Source organism: Paradesulfitobacterium aromaticivorans (assembly GCF_054657415.1).
This window is the reverse complement of sequence record NZ_BAAHYT010000010.1, coordinates 1,482,758-1,497,293: the sequence shown is the minus strand read 5'-3', so window position 1 is coordinate 1,497,293 and position 14,536 is coordinate 1,482,758. Positions and strand designations below refer to the sequence as shown.

Below are 14,536 nucleotides of genomic sequence, written 5' to 3'. Positions count from 1 at the left end.
CTCATTGTACCATAATCTTCTTACATATTAGACAGGCCCCGAAGAGATTCCTGTGATGCCAGTTCCGACCCGAGCATTGATTTAAGATGTCAAGATATCTTGAATAAGAGACTTAGCCTCATCAAAGTGAGTGACTAGGAAAATTCGGTTTATAATCTGGCTGAGGGCATCCAGGTCAGTTATCGTACGAACGGTCTCCTGAAGGGCTTGAGAGTCTGTGCTAAAACGTGCTTCAAGGTATTGGCAGATGGCTTGTGTCATACCTTCAGCTTTAGCTCTTTCTTCCCTAAGTTCTGCCGCCTTAGCAGCCGCCATTCGATCCAAAACAGCTTTTCTCCGGTCAAAATAGAGTTCTCTCAGCTTGGGGTCGGCACTGACGTTTTCCCAATCCTTCATCGCTCGGCCGATCATCGGATCTTCCACGGCAATCACCTCCAGTTGTCTCCGGATTTCTTCATCCTCGTTGCCATCCAGTAAAAACAACCAACGTACCAAAAGATCTTGTTGCGGTGTGACCTCTCTTGCCCGCACTTCTTACGTAATTTAGGCAATTCAATAAAGTGCATCGCCAAGGCATCGGTGAGCAGAAACTGTTTCTTCTGCTCATACAAGTGAAAGGCACTGTGAAACTCATCTGTTTCTTTCAAGTAATTAAAGTTGAGAATGTTGATCGTGATCGTAGAATTTAATTGTTCATAGGCCATATTCTCATGAATTGGCGGCTGTAGAGTTTCGCCCAATAGTAAAGGGAGCGTTTCGCCATGTTATGCTCATTCTTCAATTGAATCTCTATATTTATCTGCCTTTGATCTTCAGTCACCACGCGGATATCCAGGCTAGATTCTTTATCATCGGCATTATCTTTGCTGAGTTCAGGGTTCGTGTAGCTTAAGGATTGTATTTGCTTTCCTGCCGGAGGTTTGAGAATGGCATTGAGGAAGGCCGCAAGCAAAGGTTCCTGCCCTTCCCTTCCAAAGATAAGTTTAAAGCCATAGTCAATTTTAAGATCAATAAGTTCAACCGACATAGAAACACCATCCTTATATATAGTATACCATTTTGTAACGGTTGAGAGTAGTCCTGGCGCTCGTCTAATAAAACGGATAAGAGCAATTAACGCGGGTCTTTGACACTTGCATTAAAAGAGAAATCCCTACAAGCCTTGAAAACAGGGCTTTTTTTATTGATAATCTGTCAAATTTGTCCTGGATAGTAGTGCGTAATGTTGCGTAATGTGGTATAATGTAAGGGATTGGAGGGATCCCTTATCATGAGGCTGAGCGTATCAAAGTCCAAAAATGCCATCTCGCTTTATGTCATACAATCTGTTTATGAGAACGGTAGGCGTTCTACTAAAGTTGTTGAGAAGTTAGGTACGATTGCCGAGTTACAAAAGAAACTAAATGGGCATGACCCCATTGAATGGGCCAAGTCATACATCGAGGAGCTTAATAAAAAAGAAAAAGAGCAGTCGCGTGAAATCATAGTCAAATATTCACCTTCTAAAGTAATTTCTAAAGACCATCAGCACCTGTTTAACGGCGGTTATCTTTTTCTGCAGCAGGTCTATCATGAACTTAATCTCCATAAGGTTTCTGCTGAGATATCAAAAAGACATAAGTTTTCCTTTGATCTGAATGCTATTTTGTCACGGCTCCTATACGGACGGATCCTTTTCCCTTCCTCCAAGCTCTCTACATATCTGCATTCCTCAAGGTTCATTGAGCAACCCGGTTTTGAACTACAGCATGTTTATAGGGCGCTTGAGGTCATTTCTAAGGAAATGGATTTTATACAGTCTTCTCTTTATCACAACAGTCTTAGGATCTCTAAAAGAAATACAAGCATCCTCTATTATGACTGCACTAATTATTTCTTTGAGATCGAACAGGAGGACGGCCTTAAACAGTATGGTGCCTCAAAAGAACACCGGCCTAACCCCATCATTCAAATGGGTCTGTTCATGGATGGGGACGGCATTCCCCTTGCTTTTAGCTTAAATAGTGGCAATACTAATGAGCAAGTAACACTTAAACCTCTGGAAGAAAAAATTCTTACCGATTTTAAACTTTCTAAATTTGTTGTTTGCACGGACGCCGGCCTGGCTTCCGTGAGGAATAGAAAATTTAACGACGAGGGCCAGCGAGCATTTATCACAACCCAATCGATTAAAAAACTGAAAAAACATTTAAGGGAATGGGCACTCGATCCAGAGGGTTGGCATCTTACGGATCATGATAAAACTTACGATATCACTAAACTTGATGAAGAAAGCTGCTGGGACAAATACTTTTACAAAGAACGCTGGATTAAAGAAGGTGATCTGGAACAAAAGCTCATTGTCACTTATTCCGTTAAGTACAAAAATTACCAACGTCAAATTCGCAACTCGCAAATCGAACGCGCTCAAAAGGTAATCGATACTAATCCCACCAAAATCTCAAAGAATAATCAGAATGACTATAAACGCTTCATCAAGAAAACCAGTTGCACATCTGACGGCGAAGTAGCAAGCAATGAAATTTATGCACTAAACACCGAATCTATTTCTGCCGAAGAGGTCTATGATGGATTTTATGCCGTTTGCACGAACCTTGAAGGCTGTGCGCAGGAGATTATCCGGATTAATCAACAGCGCTGGGAGATTGAAGAATGCTTCCGGATTATGAAAAGCGAATTCAGAGCGCGACCCGTATATTTGAGTCGCGAAGATAGAATTAAGGCCCATTTTACTACCTGCTTCATTTCGCTTATTATCTACCGATTACTGGAAAAGAAACTGAATAGTAAATTTACCTGCAGTGAGATCATTAACGGGCTAAGGGACATGAATTTCTACAAGGTCAAGGATGAGGGATATATACCCGTTTATACGAGAACCGATTTTACCGATGCCTTACATGGAACTTTTGGCTTCAGAACTGACTACGAGATAATAAAAAATAAACAGATGAAAAATATTTTTCGTGCGACAAAAGGATAGAAAATATTACTCACTTTTTTAAATCGCAAAAAAGCTTGGAAGTGCCGTGGGTACAACGTTTCCAAGCTTTTTGTAATCTTTAACTGTCAAAGATGAGAGTATACCATTTTGTAACGGTTGAGAGTAGTCCTGGCGCTCGTCTAATAAAACGGATAAGAGCAATTAACGCAAGAAACCCGGCCACTTTGATGTGACCGGGTTTCTTGTGCTTTTCGACAAATTCCGGGAAGTACCGGTCTCCTCCTGGGATAAACTGGCAATTAGGAAGGAATTCCAGCGATGCCCGTTGCGACCCGTGAGTTAATTTTGAAATTCTGCGGTAACCTATTGTACTTCAGTGCAATTTAACATATACTAATGGTAGGTTATGTAGGGAATACCCTACTTTCAAATCCAGACGGGAGGTCTACCATGAGTATTCCTATAGTCGATAACGCAAAAGTTATGTCCAAAGGACAAATCACACTTCCTAAAGATATCCGCTCAAAACTGCGCCTTTCCACAGGAGACCGTGTCACTCTCATCTGTGAAGAGGATCGGGTCATCCTTATGAACTCCGCTGTCTACGCCATGAAAATGCTGCAACAAGAAATGGAGGGCGAAGCAGAAAAGGCCGAAGTTCGCACCGATGATGATGTTATGGATTTGGTGAAGGATGTTCGTGCGGAGATTGAAGGCTTATGAGAGTATTGATTGACACCAACATTCTGATTTCCGCGTCTTTAAGCAACACCGGAACTCCCTATCAGGCGTATATCAAAGCCGTTACCTACCCCAATCACGGAATAGTCTGCGACCAAAATATCGACGAACTGCGACGGGTATATAACCGTAAATTCCCTCATAAAATCCAGTCTCTTGAACGCTTTTTGGCGCTGTCGCTTACCGTCCTCGAAGTCGTCCCGACTCCGGTTGTTGATGTATCCGATGAATCCCTTGTTCGGGACGTTTCCGACCGACCAATCCTCCGAGCCGCCGTTCAGGCAAAAGCAAACGTACTGATTACCGGCGACAAGGATTTTCTTGAATCCGGCGTCACATCCGAAAATCATGACAGCGGCAGAATTCTTACAAACGGAATAACAGCAACTTTGCAAAGCAGGGAGAAGAAAAACTCCCTGCTTTTTCTGTAGCCTATATCCCATAAGGAAATATAAAATCGCCCTCTCTCCCAATGATAGAGAGCCCATGAACCCAAGTCAGATTCGACAAATTCCGGGAAGTACCAATTCCGGGAAGTACCAGACCCCTTTTGGGAGGAACTGGCAACTAGGAAGGAATTCCTGTGATGCCAGTTCCGACCCGAACATCGAGCACAGGTAGGATTCAATCAATCTTTCAACATCTTAACTTCTTCTTTAGATAGACCCGTTACTTTGGCTACTTTCGAAATTTCCATTCCCATGTCCAAGAGGTTCTTCGCGACCTCAACCTTCCCTTCTGCCTTCCCTTCTTTCTTCGCTGACTTTATCCTTGTTAGCTGGTCACGAAGCTCTGCTTCCCTGGCCTCATAGCGCATTCTTGCCTTTTCATCTTTACTGATAATCTGCAATAGGTCATAGGCTTTCTTGATGTCCTTATTCTTTTCCGCTAACATCTCAATCACTCCTTGCGATTTGGCATCCAAGAATTCCATCCATTCAATGATGGGATCGTTTTCGTCTCTGGGAATTTCTGAATCGATCAGCTTGGGTATCTCCAAAAAATGCACCTCTAAGATATCCGTCAATCGGTAGCCTGTTTCATCCTCGGTCAAGTGATAACTGGAGTACAGCTTGGGAAGAGGGGTACATTTGAAATCAACGATGTTGATGGTGATACATTTCTGTAGCAGGTCATAGGTATCTCCTGGCTTGACTTGACTGGTGTACATCTTGGACCAGTAGAATAGGGTTCTTTCGGGCATGAATTCCGTGGGTAGTATTTGTATTTCAATATCGATCTGTTTCCCTTGGCTTGTCTTGGCCCGTACATCCAGGATTCCTCTTTTATCTTCTGTAAACTCCCTTAGCAGCTCACTATTGATGATTTCTATGCCCTCAAATTCTTCCGCTGGCACACTAAGCACAGCACTGAGAAAAGCGATAAGTAGGTCTTTGTTCTTTTCATCGCCAAAGATGAGCTTGAACACGAAGTCTATTTTGGGAGACATGAGAAAACCATCGTCCGTTGGGATTGGTTTACTTTTGCTCTTCTTTTTTCCCACCATTCTCGCTCCACTCCTCGATTTCTAGACACTATCCTTTGATATAGTATACCATTTTTTAACGGTTGCGAGTAGTCCTGACGCTCGTCTAATAAAACGGATAAGAGCAATTAACGCAAGAAACCCGGCCACTTTTGAAGTGACCGGGTTTCTTGTGCTTTTCGACAAATTCCGGGAAGTACCAGACCCCTTTTGGGAGGAACTGGCAACTAGGAAGCAATCCCTGTGATGCCAGTTCCGACCCGAACAAAACAACGGGGAGCAACCGGAGGAAGCTCCCTCCGCATAACTGAGTGATCGCGGGGTATTGCATAGATTTCCTGTATGTTCTATAATGGAGATGGAAAGCATATAAAAGCCGGGATGCTGTAACACCCCGGCTGTACAACTGGCCGCAGTGGGCGGCACCAAACAAGAGCAAGTAGCTCCCTTCAGGTCGGGGTTGGGCTACTTGCTTTTATGCATTTCTTTGAGCAGTACTACTATGAGAGTAGCAAATGCAATTGTCACCATCATAGCTTCATATACCGTCATGGCCTCACCCCCCTTCACGGGGATTTGGCCGCCCACCCGCCTGATTCAGTTGTACAAGTGCATTATACCATGAGATTACATCGTATTCGATAATCTTAGCGAATATTCTCTACCTTCTGCCCAACAAAGAACCAGGAGATTGCTCTCCTGGTTCTTTTCGACGATGGTCCTAATGAATTGTGTCTAAATTGTGTGGGGGTACGACCCTGGGGGAGCGACCGGAGGAAGCTCCCTCGAGCAGTTCCGACCCGAGCAATCTATTGCATTGGTACGCTGTCATAGTAAAGTTCATCGGGACAAATATCAACACCGTTTTGCCATTCGACCGAAAGGCCAGCAACATGCACGGTTTTGAAAAGAGCGGGCTTTTGCAACTCTTTAAATGGTATAAAATCAAAGTAAGGCTTTACGTCAAAAATTCTCCTTTCACTATTGCTATAAGTAACCAACAGCTTAAAATCATCAAGAGCTTTTACCGCAATTGCCCTCGGACGCATTAATGTTCACTCCAATCCTCGAATTTTAATCAACTCGCCATCATTGCTATATGCTCTCCATGAAGCTTTCAGTTCGTCGGTATGCAGAAGCACCCATGCTTCAACAAGTTTAGTTTGTTTGCGTGGCAGCTCGCCCGCCAAAATATTGCCATCAAAAGTCTATGGACATTTCATACTCGTTGTACATCGCATGGACATGAGGCACACTGTGCTGCGTACCTTTTTCGAGATATAAGTAGATCAAAATCCCATAGAATGATGATATCTAAGGCATCGGAGTCAGCTCACTTTCTACTGATAGTATATTTTACTTTTTATTTTTCTAATTTATGTTCTATCCTTTTTATTAGTATACCATTTTCTAACTCTTTCGAGTAGTTCTGACGGTCATCTAACAGGAGGATAAGAGCAATTAACGTGTGAAACCCGGCCACTTTGATGTGACCGGGTTTCTTGTGCTTTTCGACAAATTCCGGGAAGTACCAGACCCCTTCTGGGAGGAAAAGGAAGACCCCCGAAGACGAACTTCGGAGGCCTTTTCCGACCCGAGCATGCAATTGGACGGCTGTAAAGTTTCGCCCAATAATAAAACGGATAAGACCAATTGACGTAAGCACAAGAAACCCGGCCACTTTGACGTGACCGGGTTTCTTGTGCTTTTCGACAAATCCCGGGAAGTACCAGACCCCTTTTGGGAGAGACTGGAAACTAGGAAGGAATTCCTGTGATGCCAGTTCCGACCCGAGCAAGAGGATTGATAATTTACGTGAAATATCTTCCATCGTCCTGTATAATGGTATATAAAGGTGGGTGATTTTGATGAAGTATATTACAACAAATCAGCTTTTCGATAAATTTAAGCACAAGGAAATACTGGAATTGTCTGACCTTGTTCAAGCCATTAAAGATGAATTTGATGTAAACGTTTGGATTGAAGAACAAAATGCTGATAGCTTAGACATCGAATCCTTAGCTGAAGATTCTGATTTATTTCATCAGATTCAGCAAAGCCGCGATGATCGGAAATCTGGTAGAGTGTTTGATCAACAAGCAGGGCTAGAGTATTTGCGCGGAAAAGTCAAGGAGTTTGAGCGTGGACAAAACGTATAAGGTTTACTGGTCACAGACCGGTTTGAATGAACTGGCAAACATGTTGGCTTATCCTCCCGAAGTCAAGGAGCGCATCTTCAATGATTCATTTACTCGGTTGTCTCATTCGCCAACTCTTACAGCCAAGCAAATTCCTTACGGGAAGTTGGAAGGTTATTGGGCAAGACTAGGACGCTATCAAGTAATTCTATTATTTGATGTCGATGAACTGAATGCTATCGTTTGGATTGATGGCATTAAACACAAGCGGCAAAATATATACTGGAAGAAAACTTAAGTGCTACTGTGCAACTACCTCCCACTATTGGGAGGTGTATTTTTATTTTGTCTGTCTTTCGACAAATTCCGGGAAGTACCAGACCCCTTTTGGACCCCTTTTGGGACCCCTTTTGGGAGGAACTGGCAGCTAGGAATGGGTTCCTGTGATGCCAGTTCCGACCCGAGCACGAGCATTTGATGTTGAATATTTAAGCCGTATGTTCTATAATGAACGTGGAAAGCATATTACAAGCCAGGATGCGCTAACATCCCGGCTTGTACAACTGGCCGCGATAGGCGGCACCTAATCAAGAGCAAGTAGCTCCCTTCAGGTCAGGGGCGGGCTACTTGCTTTTTCTCGCTTCTTTGATTATCTTGATAACTAATGCAGCGAAAGATATTGCCAGCATCAAAGCCTCAAACACAGTCATAAGCCTCACCCCCCTTCAAGGGGATTCGGCCGCCCACCCGCCTGATTCAGTTGTACACCCTGATTATATCACAATTTTCCAGCAATTAGGACAGGCCTCGAAAAGATTTCTCTCCGAGGCCTGTTTTTCGTTAGTTTATCCGTGACCGATTCGACAAATTCCGGGAAGTACCAGACCCCTTTTGGGAGGAACTGGCAACTAGGAAGGAGTTCCTGCGATGCCAGTTCCGACCCGAGCATTAACTCGCAAGTGGTAGTGGAATTTCAATCCCGGTCCTTAGAATCTCTTGTACAAGTCCAACAGGGTCTGAGTACTCGTCCATTGTAAAGGGTTGAGGTTCAAGATCAACATCAAAATCAGTTGCATATAGAAGCAAAAAGTGGATTCCGTCAACCCTGCTCATATTCTTAAAGTAGTCTGAAAAAACTGCCAAATCTATATCACTGTATTTATGAGGAGTTCCTTTTGCGTAAGAGCCAAACAAAATAACCTTCTGGAGTGGAATCTGCTTGCTTAGTTTCACGATGTAATCTTCAACTATTTTTTGTATTGGCTCAGGGATTCTAACCATTCGAATACCTCCATTCCTTGGTTTAATACTCGCTTTGCTCTATTAACATCAATGCTGGTTGAAATTTTCTCTTTGAATGAAGGATACCTACCGGAAATGTAGTATGATAATAATTCTACAAAGAAGCTCTTGTATTCCGTCAACTTTTCTTCAAACATTTCAACAGAAAAATAGTTTTCAAGAGTAATATCTTTTTTTAGTTGCTTAAGTATATTCCATATATTATGTACCATTGGTGGTTCAGAATCAGTGAATAATTGATATATTCCTTTTGTCATCTTTTCAATAGTCTGTTGACACATGAAAGTAACATAGACGTATCTTCCTGCATTCAGCATAGCCTTAGCCGTTTCGAGGTCATACAGTGCTGCTTCAAGCCAGTATTCGTATTTTTCTCTGCTGGTCATCCTTTTATCACATCCTTGTATATATAATAACCTATATCTGGGAATTAATAAAGAGCCTTCTGATTCCAGTGACTGTTACTTGTCACTAGTTTGTTAAGAGCAATTAGCGCAAGAAACCCGACCACTTTGACGTGACCGGGTTTCTTGAGCTTTTCGACAAATTCCGGGAAGTACCAGACCCCTTCTGGTGGGAACTGGCAACTAGGGTGAGATTCCCGCGAAGCCAGTTCCGACCCGAGCAGGAAATACCTCTTAGGTAATATTATAACTGAGTGATCGCGCGATGTTGAATAAATATCCTGTATGTTCTATAATGGAAGTGGAAAGCATATAAATAGCCAGGATGCGCAAACATCCCGACTGTACAACTGGCCGCAATGGGGCGGCGCATCGTTAGAGCAAGAGCTCCCGGCGAAGGGATGGGCTACTTGCTCTTTTGCATTCCGCGAATTATCAATACAACTAATGTTGAAAAGCAATCGCATACATTTGGCATTCATAGCTCATAAGCCTCACCCCCTTTCACGGGGATTCAGCCGCCCATTCGCCTGATTCAGTTGTACAGCCTGATTATATCACAATTTTCCAGCAATTAGGACAGGCCTCGAAAAGATTTCTCTCCGAGGCCTGTTTTTCGTTAGCCTATCCGAGGCTGATTCGACAAATTCCGGGAAGTACCAGACCCCTTTTGGGAGGAACTGGTAACTAGGAATGGGTTCCTGTGATGCCAGTTCCGACCCGAACAGAGGTAACCCGATGTGGGTGCTGGAGTCACCTACGCCGGAAACATCAGGAGGCGATGCCCAAGAGTGGAGCTGCTCTTGGCTCCGCTGCCGCAGTGGGATTTGAATACTGTAACCAGCTGTTTGCCATTGAGAGGGATTTGGAGCAGCTCTCACCGGAAAAACGGAAATTACAGCGTCAGGAACGATCCCTTCCCGTTCTTGAGGCTTACTTTTCATGGATTGAAACCGTAAACCCTCTCAAAGGCTCCAAATTTGCCGAGGCCATAACCTATTCTGTCAACCAAAAAACATCGCTGAGCACGTTTCTGGAAGACGGGCGCATTGAATTGTCTAATAATCGGGCTGAGAATGCAATCCGGCCATTTGTCCTTGGAAGAAAAGGATGGTTATTCGCTGATACGAAAAAAGGAGCCCAAGCGAGCGCAGTTGTTTACAGCATTGTTGAAACGGCAAAAGCGAATAAACTCAACGCATACATGTACCTCGTACATATCTTCAGCAAAATGCCAGGGTTAGACTTTAAGACCGATCCGTCACTCCTTGAGGATTTGATGCCCTGGTCGCAAAAGCTGCCGGATTACTGCCGCAACACAAAACATTGAATATGATGACCCAAATTGCCGGTACGATGAAAAAGTTGTACCGGCTTTTGATTTTTCAATGCACCCTTTCGTTAAGCGCTTACGTTTGTTAAGAGCAATTAGCGCAAGAAACCCGACCACTTTGACGTGACCGGGCTTCTTGTGCTTTTCGACAAATTCCGGGAAGTACCAGACCCCTTTTGGGAGGAAAAGGAAGACCCCCGAAGACGAACTTCGGAGGCCTTTTCCGACCCGAGCATAATTTGTCGAATCCTGAGAAGGTCAGACCCCGGGGGAGCGAAGCTCCCTCGGTCTAGTTCCAATCAATGTCCAAATGGTTAACGGTTTCACCGTTGGCTATTTCTTTTTCTGATTGGATTAACCTTTCTCTCTCAAGGGGGGTTAGCTTTGTGAAATCGCTGTCCCATGCAAGGACCATTCTTTTAATCATTTCAAACGCTAATTCCTGTTCCGACTCTGGAAGCATATCAATCATATCAATAATTTGCTTTGAAACTGCGGACATACTATCATCTCCCTTACTTGTATATGTCACCTCGTGATCTAATATCCTTAATCATTAAAACTTCTTCATCATTAAGACTAGTATACTCATATAATACCCGATATTTTCCTATTCGTAAACGAAAAATAGGAGGATTTATACCCTGCATTTGCTTAATATCACCCTTTGGTGGTACTTCAAGCAGTCCTTCTATTCCTGTTCTGATTCTCTGCTTTATAGACTTATCAAAACTATTGATTGCTTTGACCGCAACTCTGGAATATATAATTTGCAAGCTCTTCACTCCCACTATAACTTCTAACACCTAATCGTAAGACCGTAGGGCTCATAGCATCCTCTCCTCGGAAGTCTCTCTCTATATGGTATATTATACCATGGTGTAGTTATCCCTTCAAATGCTCATGTATTATCTAACATATTGATAAGAGCAATTAACATGCGAAACCCGGCCACTTTGATGTGACCGGGTTTCGTTGTAATTTGTCGAATCCTGAGGGGGTCAGACCCCGGGGGAGCGAAGCTCCCTCGCGCATTGTGTGGGGGTCGTACCCCGGGGGAACGGGCGACCAGCGGAAGTCCGTTCCCTCGAGCATACCATTTTCTAACTCTTTCGAGTAGTTCTAGCGGTCATCTAACAGGACGGATAAGAGCAATTAACGTGTGAAACCCGGCCACTTTGATGTGACCGGGTTTCTTGTGCTTTTCGACAAATTCCGGGAAGTACCAGACCCCTTCTGGGAGGAAAAGGAAGACCCCCGAAGACGAACTTCGGAGGCCTTTTCCGACCCGAGCAGGATATCCTTCTCTTCCTCGACTTGTCACCGGAGCGATAATAATTGTCCGAAGATGCTCATTCATTTCCAAAGGGGAAATAACCACACAAGGCCTGGTTTTATTAATCTCTGCTCCTTTAGTGGGATTCAGATCTACCCAATACAAAGAATATTGCTCAATGCTTTGGTTCATCCCAAGCCTCCAACGTTTCATTGTCGATTTCTTCAGAGATCAATAAAAAATCATCATTATTATTATTCATAAGTTCAAAAGCTTCAGCCCAGCCTTGGCGAGGAGCTATTACCGGTTTTATGATGATACAATTATCTTTAATTTCCAATTCTACTTTCGAATCTATCCCACATTGTTTTAAGACTGCAAGAGGAAGCCGAATTCCTTTGGAATTACCGATTTTAACAATATCCATCTGCATTGTAATTTCTCCTCGCTAAGTTATTACTTTGTAATTACATTATAACGGTACTATTATGTTTAGACAAGAAATTTTTTAAAGGGCCAGGAATTTCCCGATCCCCTGCAACGGATTCTCCTGGATACCATGCTGCCGCAATACCACGAAAAGTCCCGCCGTCAGCAAACACAGATTAACCAAGGCTGAGAGAGAATTCGCCAGGGCTAGTCCTTTGTGCTCCAAAAGATGTATAAGCCACAGGCTGAGTCCAATATTCACCGCCACGGCAATCAGACCGGTCCAGACCGCTACCACCATCTTTTTTAGGGCAAAATAGATATTTGCAACCATCCCTACCATCGCTCCAAAGTAAAGAGCTCCCAGAAAATATCCGACCGTACCGGCTGTGATAATGGTATCTTCACGGGTAAACGCCCTATGCTCAAAAAGCAACTGAACCAGCGGCAACCGCAGGACAAATATTCCCATAGCTGCAGGAGGCAGCGCCAGGCTCAACAGCCTTACGGAACGCTGGAAACCCTCGATTAATCCCCCCCACTCCTTGCGGGCAGCTGCTCGGGTTAGCACCGGAAATACCACCATGGCCACGGCCCCGGTGAAGCGGAAACGCAGCCCATGCTTATAAGCCGAAGGCAGCTGAATGAGAAATTGCCCTAAGAAAGACCCCACCGCCAACCCAATGAGGGAAGGGGCTAAAATTGTGCGGGGGGCAGACCCCGGGGGAAGACCGAAATTCTGCGGTAACCTATTGTACTTCAGTGCAATTTATTATATACTATTGGTAGGATATGTAGGGAATACCCTACTTTCAAATCCAGACGGGAGGTCTACCATGAGTATTCCTATAGTCGATAACGCAAAAGTTATGTCCAAAGGACAAATCACACTTCCTAAAGATATCCGCTCAAAATTGCGCCTTTCCACAGGAGACCGTGTCACTCTCATCTGTGAAGAGGATCGGGTCATCCTTATGAACTCCGCTGTCTACGCCATGAAAATGCTGCAACAAGAAATGGAGGGCGAAGCAGAAAAGGCCGAAGTTCGCACCGATGATGATGTTATGGATTTGGTGAAGGATGTTCGTGCGGAGATTGAAGGCTTATGAGAGTATTGATTGACACCAACATTCTGATTTCCGCGTCTTTAAGCAACACCGGAAATTCCCTCATAAAATCCAGTCTCTTGAACGCTTTTTGGCGCTGTCGCTTACCGTCCTCGAAGTCGTCCCGACTCCGGTTGTTGATGTATCCGATGAATCCCTTGTTCGGGACGTTTCCGACCGACCAATCCTCCGAGCCGCCGTTCAGGCAAAAGCAAACGTACTGATTACCGGCGACAAGGATTTTCTTGAATCCGGCGTCACAAATCCGAAAATCATGACAGCGGCAGAATTCTTACAAACGGAATAACAGCAACTTTGCAAAGCAGGGAGAAGAAAAACTCCCTGCTTTTTCTGTAGCCTATATCCCATAAGGAAATATAAAATCGCCCTCTCTCCCAATGATAGAGAGCCCATGAACCCAAGTCAGATTCGACAAATTCCGGGAAGTACCAGACCCCTTTTGGGAGGAACTGGCAACTAGGAAGCAATCCCTGTGATGCCAGTTCCGACCCGAACAGGGAGAAGAAAAACTCCCTGCTTTTTCTGTAGCCTATATCCCATAAGGAAATATAAAATCGCCCTCTCTCCCAATGATAGAGAGCCCATGAACCCAAGTCATATTCGACATTCGACAAATTCCGGGAAGTACCAGACCCCTTTTGGGAGGAACTGGCAACTAGGAAGCAATCCCTGTGATGCCAGTTCCGACCCGAACACAAATTCCGGGAAGTACCAGACCCCTTTTGGGAGGAACTGGCAACTAGGAAGCAATCCCTGTGATGCCAGTTCCGACCCGAACATAACTGCCGGGTTGTCACATTATGAGCCGCACACCACGTTTTAGCGCCCTGTCCGCTGGCCCGGTATTCAGCGATCCGAGTTTCCCATTCTTGCTGTAGGTTGGTTTTAGTCATTAAGAAATCCTCCTCACTTCTTGCTTCTGAGAAGGATTATCTAATAAACTCAGGTACAGTTCCAGGTGGGCAAAGTTTGACGCTTACTCCGGAGCGCTACAATTTTATTTTGCCATAAACACCGCGCACTTACTTTGCAGCCAATCCGACGAAGTTTTGCAGCGAGCCTCCGCCGCGGAAATCGGACAGAGAGCCAGCCCGCCCGAAGGCGAACCGGCTCTCTGTCTGCAACTTTTGTCGAATCATGAGGGGGTCAGACCCCGGGGGAGCGGCCGCTAGGTCGATCCCTCGAGCATGTGGGGGTACGACCCCGGGGGAGCGACCGGAGGAAGCTCCCTCGAGCACGAACATGCGGCGAGCCTCCGCCGCGGAGACGGGAAGAGAGCCGGCCCGCCCGAAGGCGAACCGGCTCTCTTGAGATTTTGTCGAATCCTGAGGGGGTCAGACCCCGGGGGAGATTCCG

General features: G+C 44.7%; 21 protein-coding genes and 1 pseudogene. 8 read left to right on the top strand and 14 right to left on the bottom strand.

Annotation, left to right across the window (positions count from 1 at the left end):
- Nucleotides 1–81 precede the first annotated feature (81 nt).
- Both ACYQ2N_RS12995 and ACYQ2N_RS12990 read right to left on the bottom strand, forming a co-directional pair.
- Complete coding sequence (locus tag ACYQ2N_RS12995; RefSeq protein WP_459999688.1) at nt 82–531, bottom strand: PD-(D/E)XK nuclease family transposase; 450 nt, start codon at nt 529–531, stop codon at nt 82–84.
- Nucleotides 429–1,027, bottom strand: a pseudogene (locus tag ACYQ2N_RS12990) (Rpn family recombination-promoting nuclease/putative transposase). The gene ACYQ2N_RS12995 and the pseudogene ACYQ2N_RS12990 overlap by 103 nt, the downstream one beginning before the upstream one ends.
- Before the next feature lie 243 nt (nt 1,028–1,270).
- Here ACYQ2N_RS12990 and ACYQ2N_RS12985 point away from each other — a divergent pair.
- The 3 genes from ACYQ2N_RS12985 to ACYQ2N_RS12975 all read left to right on the top strand — a co-directional run bounded on the left by ACYQ2N_RS12985 (nt 1,271) and on the right by ACYQ2N_RS12975 (nt 4,116).
- On the top strand, nt 1,271–2,983 hold the full coding sequence (locus ACYQ2N_RS12985) for an IS1634 family transposase (RefSeq protein WP_459997420.1): 1,713 nt from the start codon (nt 1,271–1,273) through the stop codon (nt 2,981–2,983).
- Nucleotides 2,984–3,394: 411 nt separating this feature from the next.
- Nucleotides 3,395–3,667, top strand: a complete 273-nt coding sequence (locus ACYQ2N_RS12980) for an AbrB/MazE/SpoVT family DNA-binding domain-containing protein (RefSeq protein ID WP_459999673.1) — start codon at nt 3,395–3,397, stop codon at nt 3,665–3,667.
- On the top strand, nt 3,664–4,116 hold the full coding sequence (locus ACYQ2N_RS12975) for a putative toxin-antitoxin system toxin component, PIN family (RefSeq protein ID WP_459999687.1): 453 nt from the start codon (nt 3,664–3,666) through the stop codon (nt 4,114–4,116). The genes ACYQ2N_RS12980 and ACYQ2N_RS12975 overlap by 4 nt, the downstream gene beginning before the upstream one ends.
- 197 nt (nt 4,117–4,313) lie before the next feature.
- On the opposite strand, the gene ACYQ2N_RS12970 is transcribed toward ACYQ2N_RS12975, so the two are convergent.
- The 5 genes from ACYQ2N_RS12970 to ACYQ2N_RS12950 form a co-directional block, all read right to left on the bottom strand.
- Complete coding sequence (locus ACYQ2N_RS12970) at nt 4,314–5,192, bottom strand: Rpn family recombination-promoting nuclease/putative transposase (RefSeq protein WP_459999686.1); 879 nt, start codon at nt 5,190–5,192, stop codon at nt 4,314–4,316.
- Between the two features lie 444 nt (nt 5,193–5,636).
- A complete protein-coding gene (locus ACYQ2N_RS12965) occupies nt 5,637–5,723 on the bottom strand; it encodes a putative holin-like toxin (protein ID WP_460000534.1) in 87 nt (28 codons plus the stop codon).
- A gap of 257 nt (nt 5,724–5,980) precedes the next feature.
- Nucleotides 5,981–6,220 carry a DUF2442 domain-containing protein gene (locus ACYQ2N_RS12960; protein ID WP_459999685.1) on the bottom strand — a complete coding sequence of 80 codons (240 nt, stop codon included), beginning with the start codon at nt 6,218–6,220 and terminating at the stop codon, nt 5,981–5,983.
- A 6-nt stretch (nt 6,221–6,226) separates the two neighbouring features.
- Nucleotides 6,227–6,361: a DUF4160 domain-containing protein gene (locus tag ACYQ2N_RS12955; protein ID WP_459999684.1), complete on the bottom strand. Its 135-nt coding sequence runs from the start codon at nt 6,359–6,361 to the stop codon at nt 6,227–6,229.
- Nucleotides 6,362–6,371: 10 nt separating this feature from the next.
- Entirely contained in the window at nt 6,372–6,464 is a 93-nt protein-coding gene (locus tag ACYQ2N_RS12950) for a DUF4160 domain-containing protein (protein WP_459999683.1), read from the bottom strand.
- Between the two features lie 575 nt (nt 6,465–7,039).
- Here ACYQ2N_RS12950 and ACYQ2N_RS12945 point away from each other — a divergent pair.
- Both ACYQ2N_RS12945 and ACYQ2N_RS12940 read left to right on the top strand, forming a co-directional pair.
- A complete protein-coding gene (locus ACYQ2N_RS12945; protein ID WP_459999682.1) occupies nt 7,040–7,330 on the top strand; it encodes a hypothetical protein in 291 nt (96 codons plus the stop codon).
- Nucleotides 7,314–7,607, top strand: a complete 294-nt coding sequence (locus ACYQ2N_RS12940) for a hypothetical protein (protein WP_459999681.1) — start codon at nt 7,314–7,316, stop codon at nt 7,605–7,607. Before ACYQ2N_RS12945 ends, ACYQ2N_RS12940 begins: the two co-directional genes overlap by 17 nt.
- Nucleotides 7,608–8,257: 650 nt before the next feature.
- Here ACYQ2N_RS12940 and ACYQ2N_RS12935 read toward each other — a convergent pair.
- Complete coding sequence (locus ACYQ2N_RS12935; protein ID WP_459999680.1) at nt 8,258–8,590, bottom strand: nucleotidyltransferase family protein; 333 nt, start codon at nt 8,588–8,590, stop codon at nt 8,258–8,260.
- Nucleotides 8,557–8,997, bottom strand: coding sequence for a HEPN domain-containing protein (locus tag ACYQ2N_RS12930; protein ID WP_459999679.1), 441 nt, complete (start codon nt 8,995–8,997; stop codon nt 8,557–8,559). Before ACYQ2N_RS12930 ends, ACYQ2N_RS12935 begins: the two co-directional genes overlap by 34 nt.
- A gap of 724 nt (nt 8,998–9,721) precedes the next feature.
- On the opposite strand from ACYQ2N_RS12930, the gene tnpC reads away from it, so the two are divergent.
- A complete protein-coding gene (gene tnpC, locus ACYQ2N_RS12925; protein WP_459999678.1) occupies nt 9,722–10,345 on the top strand; it encodes an IS66 family transposase in 624 nt (207 codons plus the stop codon).
- Between the two features lie 292 nt (nt 10,346–10,637).
- On the opposite strand, the gene ACYQ2N_RS12920 is transcribed toward tnpC, so the two are convergent.
- The 5 genes from ACYQ2N_RS12920 to ACYQ2N_RS12900 all read right to left on the bottom strand — a co-directional run bounded on the left by ACYQ2N_RS12920 (nt 10,638) and on the right by ACYQ2N_RS12900 (nt 12,726).
- Complete coding sequence (locus ACYQ2N_RS12920; protein WP_459999677.1) at nt 10,638–10,850, bottom strand: hypothetical protein; 213 nt, start codon at nt 10,848–10,850, stop codon at nt 10,638–10,640.
- Between the two features lie 13 nt (nt 10,851–10,863).
- Nucleotides 10,864–11,133 carry a type II toxin-antitoxin system RelE family toxin gene (locus tag ACYQ2N_RS12915; RefSeq protein WP_460000533.1) on the bottom strand — a complete coding sequence of 90 codons (270 nt, stop codon included), beginning with the start codon at nt 11,131–11,133 and terminating at the stop codon, nt 10,864–10,866.
- 344 nt (nt 11,134–11,477) lie between these two features.
- Nucleotides 11,478–11,816 carry a type II toxin-antitoxin system PemK/MazF family toxin gene (locus ACYQ2N_RS12910; protein ID WP_459999676.1) on the bottom strand — a complete coding sequence of 113 codons (339 nt, stop codon included), beginning with the start codon at nt 11,814–11,816 and terminating at the stop codon, nt 11,478–11,480.
- Nucleotides 11,800–12,057, bottom strand: coding sequence for an AbrB/MazE/SpoVT family DNA-binding domain-containing protein (locus ACYQ2N_RS12905; RefSeq protein ID WP_459999675.1), 258 nt, complete (start codon nt 12,055–12,057; stop codon nt 11,800–11,802). The genes ACYQ2N_RS12910 and ACYQ2N_RS12905 overlap by 17 nt, the downstream gene beginning before the upstream one ends.
- A 75-nt stretch (nt 12,058–12,132) precedes the next feature.
- A complete protein-coding gene (locus tag ACYQ2N_RS12900; RefSeq protein ID WP_459999674.1) occupies nt 12,133–12,726 on the bottom strand; it encodes a lipid II flippase MurJ in 594 nt (197 codons plus the stop codon).
- 163 nt (nt 12,727–12,889) lie between these two features.
- Here ACYQ2N_RS12900 and ACYQ2N_RS12895 point away from each other — a divergent pair, with 163 nt between their 5' ends.
- Together ACYQ2N_RS12895 and ACYQ2N_RS12890 are read left to right on the top strand one after the other, a co-directional pair.
- Nucleotides 12,890–13,162, top strand: coding sequence for an AbrB/MazE/SpoVT family DNA-binding domain-containing protein (locus ACYQ2N_RS12895; protein ID WP_459999673.1), 273 nt, complete (start codon nt 12,890–12,892; stop codon nt 13,160–13,162).
- Between the two features lie 88 nt (nt 13,163–13,250).
- Nucleotides 13,251–13,466 carry a hypothetical protein gene (locus tag ACYQ2N_RS12890; protein WP_459999672.1) on the top strand — a complete coding sequence of 72 codons (216 nt, stop codon included), beginning with the start codon at nt 13,251–13,253 and terminating at the stop codon, nt 13,464–13,466.
- Nucleotides 13,467–14,536 lie beyond the last annotated feature (1,070 nt).